This window comes from Streptomyces xiaopingdaonensis, from assembly GCF_000262345.1.
Classification (GTDB): domain Bacteria; phylum Actinomycetota; class Actinomycetes; order Streptomycetales; family Streptomycetaceae; genus Streptomyces; species Streptomyces xiaopingdaonensis.
Genome location: NZ_AJTQ01000186.1, coordinates 23,121 through 36,328, shown reverse-complemented (window position 1 = coordinate 36,328; position 13,208 = coordinate 23,121). Strand labels below are relative to the sequence as shown.

9 protein-coding genes and 1 pseudogene are annotated in these 13,208 nt (G+C 72.5%); 8 read left to right on the top strand and 2 right to left on the bottom strand.

Translation table 11 applies throughout. From position 1 onward, the window contains the following. Positions 1-222 precede the first annotated feature (222 nt). Together UWG_RS0115125 and UWG_RS0115120 are read left to right on the top strand one after the other, a co-directional pair. Positions 223-822, top strand: coding sequence for a HEAT repeat domain-containing protein (locus UWG_RS0115125; protein ID WP_016908062.1), 600 nt, complete (start codon positions 223-225; stop codon positions 820-822). Positions 823-1,042: 220 nt separating this feature from the next. Further along, the gene (locus tag UWG_RS0115120; RefSeq protein ID WP_033196157.1) at positions 1,043-1,579 is read left to right on the top strand and encodes a pyridoxamine 5'-phosphate oxidase family protein; all 537 of its coding nucleotides are present in this window, start codon (positions 1,043-1,045) and stop codon (positions 1,577-1,579) included. A gap of 437 nt (positions 1,580-2,016) precedes the next feature. On the opposite strand, the gene UWG_RS0115115 is transcribed toward UWG_RS0115120, so the two are convergent. Then, complete coding sequence (locus UWG_RS0115115) at positions 2,017-3,039, bottom strand: Rv2578c family radical SAM protein (RefSeq protein WP_016908060.1); 1,023 nt, start codon at positions 3,037-3,039, stop codon at positions 2,017-2,019. A 176-nt stretch (positions 3,040-3,215) separates the two neighbouring features. Between UWG_RS0115115 and UWG_RS0115110 the strand changes: the two genes are divergently transcribed. The 6 genes and pseudogenes from UWG_RS0115110 (at position 3,216) to UWG_RS34105 (ending at position 11,989) form a co-directional block, all read left to right on the top strand. Further along, the gene (locus UWG_RS0115110; RefSeq protein WP_016908059.1) at positions 3,216-3,662 is read left to right on the top strand and encodes an SRPBCC family protein; all 447 of its coding nucleotides are present in this window, start codon (positions 3,216-3,218) and stop codon (positions 3,660-3,662) included. Between the two features lie 297 nt (positions 3,663-3,959). Continuing rightward, on the top strand, positions 3,960-6,641 hold the full coding sequence (locus UWG_RS0115105) for an MFS transporter (protein ID WP_016908058.1): 2,682 nt from the start codon (positions 3,960-3,962) through the stop codon (positions 6,639-6,641). Between the two features lie 216 nt (positions 6,642-6,857). Next, positions 6,858-7,688 carry a M55 family metallopeptidase gene (locus UWG_RS0115100; RefSeq protein ID WP_016908057.1) on the top strand — a complete coding sequence of 277 codons (831 nt, stop codon included), beginning with the start codon at positions 6,858-6,860 and terminating at the stop codon, positions 7,686-7,688. Further along, entirely contained in the window at positions 7,681-9,057 is a 1,377-nt protein-coding gene (locus UWG_RS0115095) for a M20/M25/M40 family metallo-hydrolase (RefSeq protein ID WP_016908056.1), read from the top strand. The genes UWG_RS0115100 and UWG_RS0115095 overlap by 8 nt, the downstream gene beginning before the upstream one ends. 100 nt (positions 9,058-9,157) lie before the next feature. Then, complete coding sequence (locus UWG_RS0115090; protein WP_016908055.1) at positions 9,158-11,224, top strand: S9 family peptidase; 2,067 nt, start codon at positions 9,158-9,160, stop codon at positions 11,222-11,224. 121 nt (positions 11,225-11,345) lie between these two features. Next, positions 11,346-11,989 (top strand): annotated as a pseudogene (locus UWG_RS34105) (DinB family protein). Between the two features lie 253 nt (positions 11,990-12,242). On the opposite strand, the gene UWG_RS30110 reads toward UWG_RS34105, so the two are convergent. Next, positions 12,243-13,133 carry an oxidoreductase gene (locus UWG_RS30110; RefSeq protein ID WP_050988578.1) on the bottom strand — a complete coding sequence of 297 codons (891 nt, stop codon included), beginning with the start codon at positions 13,131-13,133 and terminating at the stop codon, positions 12,243-12,245. Between the last annotated feature and the right edge of the window lie 75 nt (positions 13,134-13,208).

Sequence of the window (13,208 nt, the reverse complement as noted above, 5' to 3'; positions counted from 1 at the left end):
GGGGTCGGATCACGCAGGAACGTGCTTTCCTGGAACCGTGGTCGGTTCACCGCCACGGAACCGGGCCCCCGCCGAACCGACTGCACTCTCAGGCGGCTGCGTCACCAAACCGCCTGAGCGGGGGTGCCGCTCTGTTGAGCACCTTAACTCGTGGGTAACCAGAGTGCCAGGGGTAGAAGCAGCCCCATGGCTGTGGGACGAAGCACGGTGGGGGAGGCGGCAGTGGGCGAGGCGTTCCGATCGTTGATCGATCGGGTGAGGCCGGAGGCCGAACCGGTCGAGTACGCACGGCTGGTGACGCTGGCACGGCAGCGCAGCCCGGAGGCGAGAGACCAGCTCGCGGCGGTGCTCACCGAGCCCCAACGGCCGCTGTGGGCACGGGAGATAGCGGCCTTCGCGCTGGGCAGCGCAGGGGACAGGCGTGCGTTCGAGACGCTGATCTTCCTGCTCAATTACCGCGACCCGGTCTGCTGCGCCACCGCCGCGCAGGCCCTGGAGCGGCTCCGGGATCCGCGGACGGCGCGGGCGGCCGCAGCGCTCGCCACCAACGAACTGCGCACCGCGTACGCGCTCTACCCCGTCCGGCTGCTCACCGCGCTCCGCGCCCCGGAGTCCGTGCCCACGCTCATCAACGTGCTCCAGCGGTTGCTCATCGGCCCCCTGCACTACTGGCCGATAGCGGAGGCGTGCGTGCAGGGGCTCGGCGCGCTCGGGGACAGGCGGGCGGCCGCCGTCCTCGACGCCGCCACCGAGCACCACCGGCTCACACCGTCGGCGCAGGCGGCGCTCGCACGAATTCCGTACGTCTCCTCACGCTCCTGACCGACCCGGAGGCGGCTGCCCGGTGTGAGGCCGGTCGTACGCTCCGGTCGACCGCCCCCGGGTCGGGGGAGCGCGCGGGTCGTCACGCAGCGCAGCCGTCGCCGACGCGTCCGCGCCGCAACCCCGTTGGGTGCGCCCGTACGCCGGCGGCCTCGTGCGTCCGGCGGCGCGTGGCCATACCGGACAGAGGATGTCGGGTATGGCCGCGAGGATGGCGTCCATGAACGAGCCGAAACGACAAGAGAACGTTCCGTGGGGCGAAGTCGAGCGGGCGGCACCGGAGTTCGCGCGGGGCGTGCGCGAGCGCTTCGGCGCCTACCGGCACCACGTCCTCGGCACCCTGCGGGCCGACGGCGCACCCCGTCTCACGGGCTTGGAGGCGGACTTCCGCGACGGCGAGCTGTACCTCGGCATGATGCCCTCCTCACGCAAGGCCCTCGACCTGCGCCGCGACTCCCGCTTCGGTCTCCACGCCAACCCCGGCGCCACCGGTGACATGGACGGCGGCGACGTACGCGTCTCGGGCCGCGCCGTCGAGATCACCGACGGCGCGCAACTCTCGCGGTACGCCGCCGCGATGCCGGAGGGCACCGTCCCCGAGAAGTTCCACCTCTTCCGCGCCGACGTGCGCGAGGTGGTGCGGACCACGATCGAGGGCGAGGAGATCGTCTTCCGGATCTGGACGCCTGCCCGCAGTCTGCGCACGGTGCGCAGAGGGAACGACGACAGTGCTCCCAGGACCGATCCCGTGGACTGAGCGCCCCGGGTGGGCGCGGGCCTCCGGACGTGCCGACGCGGATCTGGTGCAGCGTGTCCCTTGGGGAGGCGGGCGCGTCGGAGAGTCCGCGGGGGCCGCGCGCTCCGGACGGTCGGTGGGGTCCACACCGCGATGGCGACCTTGCCGAGCAGGCCGTCCGGCTCGGCCTTCCCGATGGACATTGCCGGACGTTCGGGTCGGGCGGACCGTTGCGCGTGTTCCGTCCCGGTCGCCGGTCCTCCAGTCGGAGGTGCGGCAGCGGGAGGGTCCTGACGCTCCCCTCTCTGCCGACTGTCGTTCCCGCTCGGGGCGTTGCGGGGGCGAGGCCCGCTCTCGGCACTCGCGCCACTCGACGGACCACTGTGTGCCCGTGCTGCCGGGCTCCGGCCGGGAGTCGGCCGTCGACGGTTCTTGGCGACGCGGATCCGGCGCCGCTCTCACAGCAGCGACAGTTGGGTGGGCGCCGGGGCGCGGTCGGCCGCTTCGGGGGCGATCCGGCGGGCCGTGCCGGGGCCGGTGGGACCGATGCCGTACTCGGCTGCGAGCTCGTGCACTTGGCGGGTGATGCGTCGCTGGTACCACTTCGGCGCGTAGGCGCCGTCGGCGTAGAGGGCCTCGTAGTGGTGGACGAGGTACGGGTGGTTGCGCGCGAGCCAGGCGAGGTACCACTCGCGTGCTCCGGGGCGCAGATGGAGCGTGAGGGGGGTCACGGAGGTCGCGCCCGCGGCAGCGATCGCCCGTACGGTCGTGCGGAGTTGGGCGGGGGAGTCGCCGAGGAACGGGATGACGGGGGCCATCAGCACGCCGCAGGGGATGCCGTGCTCGCTGAGCGTGCGGACGACGTCGAGCCTGCGCTCCGGTGCCGGGGTGCCCGGCTCGACGGAGCGCCAGAGCTCCTCGTCGGTGAAGCCGACGGAGACGGAGACGCCCACGTCGGCCACTGCCGAGGCGGACCGCAGCAGCTCCAGGTCGCGGAGGATCAGGGTGCCCTTGGTGAGGATGCTGAACGGGTTGGCGTGGTCGCGCAGGGCGGTCAAGATGCCCGGCATCAACCGGTATCGCCCCTCCGCCCTCTGGTAGCAGTCGACGTTGGTCCCCATCGCGACGTGCTCGCCCCGCCAGCGGGACGAGCCCAGCTCCCGGCGGAGGAGTTCGGGCGCGTTGGTCTTCACGACGATCTGCGAGTCGAAGTCGGCGCCGGTGTCGAGGTCGAGGTAGCTGTGCGTCTTCCGTGCGAAGCAGTAGACGCACGCGTGCGAGCAGCCGCGGTAGGGGTTGACCGTCCATTCGAACGGCATCCGGGAGGCGCCGGGTACGCGGTTGAGGATCGATCGGGCCCGGATCTCGTGGAAGGTGATGCCGCGGAACTCGGGCGTATCGAACTTCCTCGTGGTCACCGCGTCTGTGCTGAAGAGGGCCGGGTTCGCCGGGTCCTCCCCGCTGAGTGCGTCCCAGCGCATCGCTGCCTCCCTGCCTGTCGGTCCGTCGCGTACGATTAATAGAACAACCGTTCCCATGGGGTGCTGTCAACCCGGATTTTGTGTGCGCGGATGCCGGTGGTTGGCTGGCCACCGCATTCCACTGGCACCCAGGCACCGGCGGCGAGGCGCGTGCGCCCGCCGCCCGAGGAGGCAACATGGCGCAGGTCGAGGCGACGACGCAGCAGGAGGTCCCCGGCGCGCCCGACGAGGTCTTCGCGGCCCTCGCCGACTACCGCACCACCAGGCCCGAGCTGCTGCCCGGGCACTTCAGCGAGTACGAGGTGCGCGAGGGCGGCGAGGGCGCCGGCACGCTCGTCCACTGGAAGCTCCAGGCGACGAGCAAGCGCGTCCGCGACTGCCTGCTCGACGTGACCGAGCCGACCGAGGGCGAACTCGTCGAGACCGACCGCAACTCCACGATGGTCACCACCTGGCGGGTCACGCCGGGGACCGCGGAGGGCATTTCGCGCGTCACGGCGAACACCGTCTGGAACGGCGCCGGCGGCGTCGGCGGCTTCTTCGAGCGGACCTTCGCGCCCAAGGGCCTCAACCGGATCTACGGCGATATCCTCGACCGGCTCGCCGCGCGCATGCGCGGGTAGCCCGGAGCCCGGCGCCCCCGAACGCGCCTGCCCGCACCGCTCGTTGGGCGGTGCGGGCGCTTTCCGGGGTGCCGGCAGGGCGCGTCAGCATCGGGCGCCGGCTCACCGTTTCGGGTGGTTCTCCCGGCCGGTATGTGTGCGGCGCCGTGCGGTGAGGCATCTCGGCGAACGCGGGTGACCTCCGAAAAGACGCTCGCGACAACGGAGTTGGTCGGCGTCGGACCGCGCTTGTCGGACTTGCCGTCGATATCGCGCGATGCGAGAAATACTCCCCTGAACCACGGACAGGGGAGTGGGATGGGCGGGGCGACCCTCAAGGGCGAAGACGCAGCGGTGCCTGCCTCGGTCGAAGTGAGCCTGGAGTTTCCGGAGCAGCCGAGCCGAGCCGAAGAGCACGCCGACCGGGGGCGGACGCACGGTGACGCGCCGCCGGTGGTGCGTGCCGCCACGGTCGGGCCATGGCCGGCGCGTCCGGCCGAGGTCGAGCAGCCCACGGCATACGTGCCGAAGCCCGGGCCCGGTCCCGGCCTTCCGGCCGAACCACCGGCGCGGGTCGAGGCGGGAGGGCCTTCGCTCTTCGAGGAGCGGCCGGAGGCGTTCGAAGGCGTGGCCGTCGCCGCGCGGCCGCCGACGGACGGCGGCGGTCCGGAGGAGTCCGGCTCTCCCGCCGGGCTCAGCCTCCGGCGGGTGCGTCTGGCGTTCCTGGGGCTCATGCTCGCGATGCTCCTCGCCGCGATGGAGCAGACCATCGTGGCGACGGCGCTGCCCAAAATCGTCGGCGAACTCCACGGCCTCGACAAGATGTCCTGGGTCGTCACCGCCTTCCTCCTCGCCTCCACGATCGTCCTGCCCGTCTACGGCAAGCTCGGCGACCTGCTCGGCCGCAAGGGCGTCTTCCAGTTCGCGATCGTGGTCTTCGTCGCGGGCTCCGCGCTCGCGGGCTGGTCGCCCTCGATGGACTGGCTGATCCTCTTCCGCGCGGTACAGGGGGTCGGTGCGGGCGGCCTGATGATCGGCGTCCAGGCGATCATCGCCGACATCGTGCCGCCCCCCAGGCGTGCTCGCTACATGGGCCTCATCACCGGTGCTTTCGGCCTCAGTTCGGTCGCAGGCCCGCTGCTCGGCGGCTGGCTCACGGACGAGTTCTCCTGGCGCTGGTGCTTCTACTTCAACGTCCCCCTCGGAGCGCTCACCTTCCTGGTGACGGCCGTCGTGCTGAAGCTCCCGCCGCCCGGCGGGCGCCCCCGGCTCGACGTCCTCGGCACCCTCCTGCTCGCCTCCTTCTCCACCTGTCTCGTCCTCCTGACCACTTGGGGCGGGACGGAGTACGCGTGGGACGACCGCGTGATCCTCGGTCTCGGAGGCGGAGCTGCGGTGAGCGGGGCGCTTTTCGTCCTCGTCGAACACCGGTCGAGGGAGCCGATCCTGCCGCTGCGGCTCTTCCGGAACTCGGTCTTCAACCTCACGGGGCTCGTCGGCGCGGCCGTCGGGGTCGCCCTCTTCGGCGCCGCGAGTTATCTTCCGACCTTTCTCCAGATGGTGGAGGGCGTCACCGCCACCGAGTCGGGGCTCCTGATGCTGCCGCTGATGGGCGGCGTCGTCCTCGCCTCCGCGCTCTCCGGCCAGTTGATCTCCCGCACGGGGCACTACCGCGTCTTCCCCGTCCTCGGCTGCCTGCTCTCGGCGGAGGGCATGTGGCTCCTCTCCCGCCTCGACTCCGGCACGACGCGCGAGGTCTACAGCCTCTGGATGGGCATCCTCGGACTCGGCGTCGGGTTCGTCCTGCCGGTCCTCATCCTCGCGGTGCAGAACAGCGTCCCGGCGTCGCAACTCGGCACCGCCACCAGTGCGCACAACTACTTTCGCCAGATCGGGGGCAGCGTCGGGGCCGCGATCTTCGGCACCCTCTTCGCGCAGCGGCTCACCGACGCGCTGGAGTGGGAGCTGCCCTCCGACCGCCGTACCGACCTCCCCGATCCGGGCTCGCTCACACCGGAGTTGGTGCACGGGCTCCCGAGCGCGCTCAGGGAGGCGTACGTCTCGGCGTATGCGGAAGCGATGCCGCGCATCTTCCTCTACCTCGTGCCCGTGCTGGTGCTCGGTCTCCTGCTCGCCTGCTTCCTGAAGGAGAAGCCCCTCGTGTCCCAGAATGTTTCCGTCCCCGCGGCCCGCACGTCCGAACAGCCCGCGGCGCCACCGGAGCCAGCCGCGCACAACGGCTCGGGCGTCCCCGTCTGCGGGAGCGTCAGGCACCACGACGGGACGGGCGTGCCCCGCGCGGCGCTCACCCTCGTCGACACGGCGGGGCGCCAGGTGGGTCGCGGCGCCACGGGCGAGGACGGCCGTTACGCGCTGAGCACACCGGGCGGCGGCGCCTACGTCCTCATCGCGTCGGCCGGCGGCCACCAGCCGCGCGCGGTGAGCGTCTCTGTGGGGGAGCGGCCCGTCGAAGTGGACGTCGTCCTCGGCGGTGCGGGGCGTCTGGCCGGGGCGGTGCTCACCGCCGACGGGCAGCCGGTGCAGGACGCCACCGTCACCCTCACCGACGTGCGGGGGGAGGTCGTGGCCTCCACACGGAGCGGGCGCGAAGGAAGCTACGTGATCACGGAGTTGGTCGCGGGCGAGTACACCCTCGCGGCGAGCGCACCCGTCCACCGCCCCGCCGCGCTGCCGGTCTCGGTGCAGGCGTCGAGGGAGACGCGGCAGGACATCGAGCTCGCCGGCGGCGCCGTGCTCCGCGGCACCGTCCGCGCCACCGGCGGCCGTCCCGTGGAGGACGCGAGGGTGACCCTCCTCGATGCCGCGGGCAACGTCGTCGACACGGCCACCACCGGAGCGGACGGCGCCTTCCGCTTCGTCGACCTCTCCTCGGGCGAGTACACGGTCATCGCGGCCGGGTACCCGCCGGTCGCGACCGTCCTTCAGGTCGCGGGAGGCGGGCGGATGGAGCGCGATCTCCAACTGGGTCACGAGGACTGAGAAGGCGGCGGCCCGAGCGCCGTACCGGGGCCGGAAGGCGCCCCCGGTACGGCACGTCCGGACGCGCCTCGGTCCGCGCGCCGTTCCTTGGTCCGAGCCGGCGGAGTGGGCCGCTGCGGCGTGCGTTGGGCGCTTCGGGGGAGTCTCCGCGGCGGGTTGCGGCGCAGTTATCCACAGGGGTGTCGCGGGGTTTCACGGGGGGCTAGTGTCCCTCTCATGAAGATCCTCATCAGCGCCGACATGGAGGGTGCCACCGGCGTCACATGGCCGGCGGACGTCCTGCCGGGCACGCCCCAGTGGGAGCGCTGCCGCCCGATGTTCACCTCCGACGTGAACGCCGCGGTCGACGGCTTCCTCGCCGCCGGCGCCGACGAGGTCCTGGTGAATGAGGCCCACTGGTCGATGCGCAACCTCCTCCTCGAACAGCTCGACGACCGCGCCGTGATGCTCACGGGCCGGCACAAGGAGCTGAGCATGCTGGAGGGCATTCAGCACGACGACGTCGACGGTGTCGCCTTCCTCGGCTACCACGCGGGCGCCGGCGAGGAGGGCGTCCTCGCCCACACCTACCTCGCCAACACGGTCACGGGGGTCTGGGCCGACGGCACCCGGGCCAGCGAGGGATACCTCAACTCCCTCCTCGCCGCCGAGTTCGGCGTGCCGGTCGTCCTCGTCACGGGCGACGACCGCGCCGTCGAGGACGCGAAGGGTTACGCACCGCAGGCACCCGTGGCCGCCGTGAAGGACTACGTCTCGCGGTACGCCGCGGTCTGCCGCACCCCCGCGGTGACGGCGTCGACGATCCGAGCGGCCGCCGCGGAGGGCGCCGCGCTCGCCGTGCGCACCCCGCCGTCCGTCCAACCCCACACCGTGGAGCTCGAGTTCGACGCCGCGCACTGCGTCGGCGCGGCCACGGTCGTCCCCGGTGTCGAGAAGTCGGGCGAGCGCCGGGTCGTCTACACCTCCCCCTCGATGTACGAGGCGATCCGCTGCTTCAAGGCCGTGACCACGGTCGTCTCCGCCGCCGTGGAGGAGCAGTATGGCTGAGGTCGAAGCGCCCTCGGGCGAAGCCGCCCGTATCGACGAGCGCGCGCTCGACGAGGCCGTGGAGTTCACGGCCGAGCTGATCCGCTGCGACACCACCAACCACGGTGGCGGCGAGGGGAGCGAGCGGGAGGCAGCCGAGTTCGTCGCGGCCCGGCTCGGGGAAGCCGGCCTGGACGCACGGATGTTGGAGAAGGCGCCGGGTCGCACCAACGTCGTCACCCGCATCGAGGGAAGCGAGCAGGGAGCCGACGCCGTCCTCGTCCACGGCCACCTCGACGTCGTCCCCGCAGAGGCGGGGGAGTGGAGCGTCCCGCCCTTCTCCGGCGAGGTGCGCGACGGCGTCCTGTGGGGGCGCGGCGCGATCGACATGAAGAACCACGTCGGCATGGTCCTCGCCGTCGCCCGCGCCTGGGCGCGCGCCGGGGTGCGGCCGCGCAGGGACATCGTCCTCGCCTTCACCGCCGACGAGGAGGACAGCGCAGCCTACGGCTCGGAGTTCCTCGCCGAGGAGCACTCCGAGCTCTTCGCCGGCTGTACCCAGGGCATCAGCGAGTCCGGTGCCTTCACCTTCCACGCGGGCGGCGGCGTGCGCCTCTACCCGGTGGCCGCGGGTGAGCGCGGCACGGCTTGGCTGCGGCTCACCGCCCATGGTCCAGCGGGGCACGGCTCGAAGGTCAACGGGGAGAACGCCGTCAGCAAGCTCGCCGCGGCCGTCCACCGCATCGGCGAGTACGACTGGCCGCTCCGGCTCACCCCCGTCGTGCGCGCCGGAATCCGCGAACTCGCCCGCGTGCGCGGCGTCGAACCGCCCGCAGGGCTCGCGGACGACGCGGGCCCCGACCCGACACCGGCCGAGATCGACGAGGTGCTCGCCCTCCTCGGCCCGTCGGCTGAGCTCGTCGAGCCCACTGTCCGCAACAGCGCCAACCCCACGGTGCTCAGCGCCGGTTACAAGATCAACGTCATCCCCGGGACGGCGACGGCCCTCGTCGACGGCCGCGTGGTCCCCGGCGGCGAGGAGGAGTTCCTGCGCACCCTCGACCGCCTCACGGGGCCCGACGTGGAGTGGGAGTTCGAGCACCGCGAGGTGCCGCTCGCGGCCTCGGCGGGGTCCGCCGAGTTCGCCGCCATGAGCGAGGCACTGCTCCACTTCGACCCGGGCGCGCACGTCGTCCCGTACTGCATGTCGGGCGGTACCGACGCAAAGCAGTTCTCACGGCTCGGTATCGAGGGCTACGGCTTCACCCCGCTCCGTCTCCCCGAAGGCTTCGACTACGAGGCGCTCTTCCACGGCGTCGACGAGCGCGTCCCCGTCGAGGCGCTCCACTTCGGCGTCCGCGTCATGGATCGGGCGCTGCTCGCCATGTAGCCGCGCCCGCCCCTCGCCACCCGGCCGCCCGTGGCGGCCACCCCGTGGCCCCATCCCTGTCCCCGCACGCCGTCCGTGTCATCCAGGAGGATCGAAGAAGATGGCAACCCCCCAGGTTCCGTACGGCAGTTGGCCCTCCCCTGTCGACGCCGGCCTCGTCGCCGCCCACGACGGCGTGCCCGAATACCTCGACTCCGTCGGCGACGAGGTGTGGTGGACGGAGCCACGTCCGCGCGAGGGCGGGAGGCGGGCGCTGCTGCGCCTGCGCAGCCGCGGCGGCGAGCCGGAGACGGTGCTCCCCGAGCCGTGGGACGCGCGGAACAGGGTGCTGGAGTACGGCGGCAAGCCCTGGGCCGGCGTCCCCGAAGCGACGGGCTCCCTCGTCGTCTTCACCCACGACGCGGATCAGCGCCTCTACCGCCTCCGCCCCGGGACAGACGCCGCACCGCTCCCGCTCACCCCGCTCGAACCGCGTCCGGGCGCGGGTGCACCGGCGGGCCGCGAGGACCGGCTCGCCCCGCAGCAGGTGCGGTTCCGCTGGGCGGACCCGAGCCCGCTGCCCCTGCTCGGCGAGGTCTGGTGCGTACGGGAGGAGTACACGGGACCGGACCCGACTGACGTCCGCCGCGACCTCGTCGCCGTGCCCCTCGACGGTTCCGCGGCCGAGGACGCCGACCGCGTCCGTGTCCTCACCCAGCACACCCACCACTTCGTCACGGGCCCGCGTACCAACGCACCCGACGGCGGCGCCGGGGCACCGACCCGCGTGGCCTGGCTCGCCTGGGACCACCCGGCGATGCCCTGGGACGGCACCCTGCTCCAAGTCGCCGACGTGGACCCGTTCGGAGGGCTCGGCCCCGTGCGTACCGTCGCGGGCGGCCCGGAGGAGGCGGTGGCGCAGGCGGAGTGGACGGCCGACGGTTCACTGCTCTACGTCACGGATGCGGACGGTTGGTGGAACCTCCGCAGACTCGACCTGACGGACGGTGAGCCCGGCTCGCCCGTGCGACTCTGCCCCCGTGAGGAGGAGTTCGCCGGCGCCTTGTGGAAGATCGGCTACCGGTGGTTCGCGCCGCTGGAGAGCGGCCTGATCGCCGCCGTGCACGGGCGGGGCAGCCAGAAGCTCGGCGTACTCGACCCGGACACGGGCGAGTTGGTCGACGCGGCAGGGCCGTGGACCGAGTGGATGGCGTCCCTCGGCGTCGTCGACAGCCGCGTCGTCGGAATCGCCGCGAGCCCCCGCTCGTCCCACGAGGTGGTGGAGCTGGACACGCGGACGGGCCGCACCCGCCCCCTCGCGGCGCCCCGAGCCGACCCGGTCGATCCGGCGTACTACCCCGAACCGCTCCTGCGTACCTTCAGCGGTCCGGGCGGCCGCGACGTGCACGCGCACGTCTACCCGCCGCACCACCCCGAATACACCGCGCCGGAGGGCGAGTTGCCTCCGTACGTCATCTGGGCGCACGGCGGCCCCACGGGAAGGCTGCCGCTCGTCCTCGACCTGGAGATCGCGTACTTCACCTCGCGCGGCATCGGCGTCGCCGAGGTCAACTACGGCGGCAGCACCGGCTACGGCCGCGACTACCGCAACCGCCTCAGGGGCCAGTGGGGCGTCGTCGACGTCGAGGACTGCGCCACGGTCGCGCGGGCGCTCGCCGAGGAGGGGATCGCCGACGGAGCGCGCCTCGCCATCCGCGGCGGCAGCGCCGGAGGTTGGACGAGTGCCTCGTCCCTCACCTCCCCTACGGTCTCCGGCCTCTACGCCTGCGCGGCGATCAGCTATCCCGTCCTCGACCTGGAGCAGTGGTCGCAGGGGGAGACCCACGACTTCGAGTCGCAGTACCTCCACTCCCTGATCGGCCCTCCCGAGCAGGTGCCCGGCAGGTACCGCGAACGCTCCCCCTTGCGCAGGGCGCGGGAGGTGACGGCGCCTTTCCTCCTGCTCCAGGGGACGGAGGACCCCATCTGCCCGCCCGCGCAGTGCGAACGGTTCCTCAGGGAGGCGGCGGAGGGCCCGTCGCGCAGCGCCTACCTCACCTTCGAGGGGGAGGGGCACGGCTTCCGCCGCGCGGAGACGATAGTGACGGCCGTCGAGGCCGAACTCTCCCTCTACGCCCGGACATTCGCGTTCTCGCGCCCCGATGTCCCCGCAGTGGAGCTGACGTGACGCTTCCGGACGCGGCGGGCGGTACCGGCCAGAGCCCACCGCGCTCCTCCGAGGAGCCGCCCGTCACATCGTCGAACCGGCCGATCTTCTCGCCGGGCACCTCGACCGTCTCCGCGGCAGCGTGGAGGCGAAGCTCGCGGGTCTCTCGGAGGAGCAGCTGCGCAGCTCCCTGCTGCCGTCGGGGTGGAGCCCGCTGGAGCTTGTCTGGCACCTGCTTTACGTCGAACGCCGATGGTTGCGTTGGGGATTCCGCGCCGAGCAGCTCGCCGAATCCTGGGCGACGAGGACGCCGACGAACGGTGGCGGGTCCCGCCCGGGATGACGGCGGCTGAAGTACCCGACACCTTCCGCACCGAGTGCGCACGCTCCCGGTCCGTGTGCGAAGGGGTCGACCTGCGTCGACGGCCGGAGGTGGGAGGCAGGTTCGGCACAGCGGAGGAGGCGCCGACGCTCTCCTGGATTCTCTTCCACCTGCTCCAGGAGTACGCCCGCCACCTCGGGCGGCTCGACGTGGTGAGGGAGTTGTCGGACGGCGCGGTGGGGGAGCGACGGCGGAGCGCGGTGGGTGCCGGTAGCTCAACATCGAGCGAACCGTGGCGGGTTGGGCCCCGACTCCCGGGGGCCGGAGACGTCCCGTCGAGGCGAGCTCGGCCCTCTCCGCGCCGGCACGCCCCCGTACCTCGCACCGGAGCGGACACGGCGCGGAGCCTTTCGCCGTTTTTGAGCCGGGTGAGTCCTGCACCCCTCACGCCGTTCGCACGCTGACTCGCGTCGTGGCGCGGAGCCTGCGTCGGTCCGAGCCGGCCTGCCGACGAACTCCCCAGGAACGCCGTCGAGTTGACGTGTAACCGGCAGCCGCCCCACCGTTCGACCGCCGCAGTGCGCCCCGCCACCATCCAGCTCCCGGCGCCGCACCAGGCCCCGTGCGATGCCCGGCCCCGCGCTACCAGGCCGTCCCCGACGCCGTCTCGCGCCGGACAGCGACGGCCGCAGCAACACCCACCGCGCTCCCGAGTGTTCAGTCCCCCGCCACCTCGGCGAGCTCCTCTTCGGTGAGGCGCACCCCGGTCGCCGCCACGTTCTCCTCCAGGTGCGTCAGGGAGCCGGTGCCGGGGATCGCGAGCACGGCGGGTGAGGTCGACAGAAGCCAGGCGAGGGCGAGTTGGGCGGGGGAGACCTCGTGCCGTTCCGCGACCCGGGCGATCCGTGCCGCCTGCGCACCGTCCTTGCCGCCGAGCGGGAAGAACGGGACGTAGGCGATCCCCGCCTCGGTGCACTGCCGCAGCAGCTCCTCGTCCCCCCTGTCGCTGATGCCGTACCTGTTCTGTACCGAGGTGACGGGAGCGATTCGGCGGGCCTCGGCGAGCTGGGGCCCGGTCACGTTGCTGACGCCGAGGTGTTTGATCAACCCCTCCTCCTGCAGCGCGGCGAGCGCCTCGAAGCGTGCGCCCAGGGGCGCCTCGTCGCGGTCGAGCGCGGTACCGACGCGCAGGTTGACGAGGTCGAGCCGATCGACGCCCAACTCGGTGAGATTCTGCTCAACCTGCCCGCGCAGTTGCTCGGGCGTCGCCTCCGGCAGGAACGCACCGTCCGGGCTGCGTGAGGGCCCGACCTTGGTGGCGAGCACGAGCCCCTCCGGGTAGGGGGCGAGCGCCTCCTTGATGAGCAGGTTCGCGCGGACCTCGCCCTGGAAGTAGAAGGCGGCGGTGTCGATGTGGTTGACGCCGAGTTCGCGCGCGCGGCGCAGCACCGCGATGCCGTCCCGCGGGTCGCGCTGCGGTCCCCGCAGGTCCTTGACGGGCAGCCGCATCGCGCCGAACCCCATCCGTGAGACGGGGGTGTCGCCGCCGAGCTGCCATACCCCCGCCGCCTGGGCGGGGTCGGGTGTTCCGGTGTGCTGAGGTGTCATGAGTGCGACGGTGCCAAAGCGGGCCGACGCACGGGGGGAGGTGGCAGGAAGCTGTCACCTTTTGACGCGAGGGGG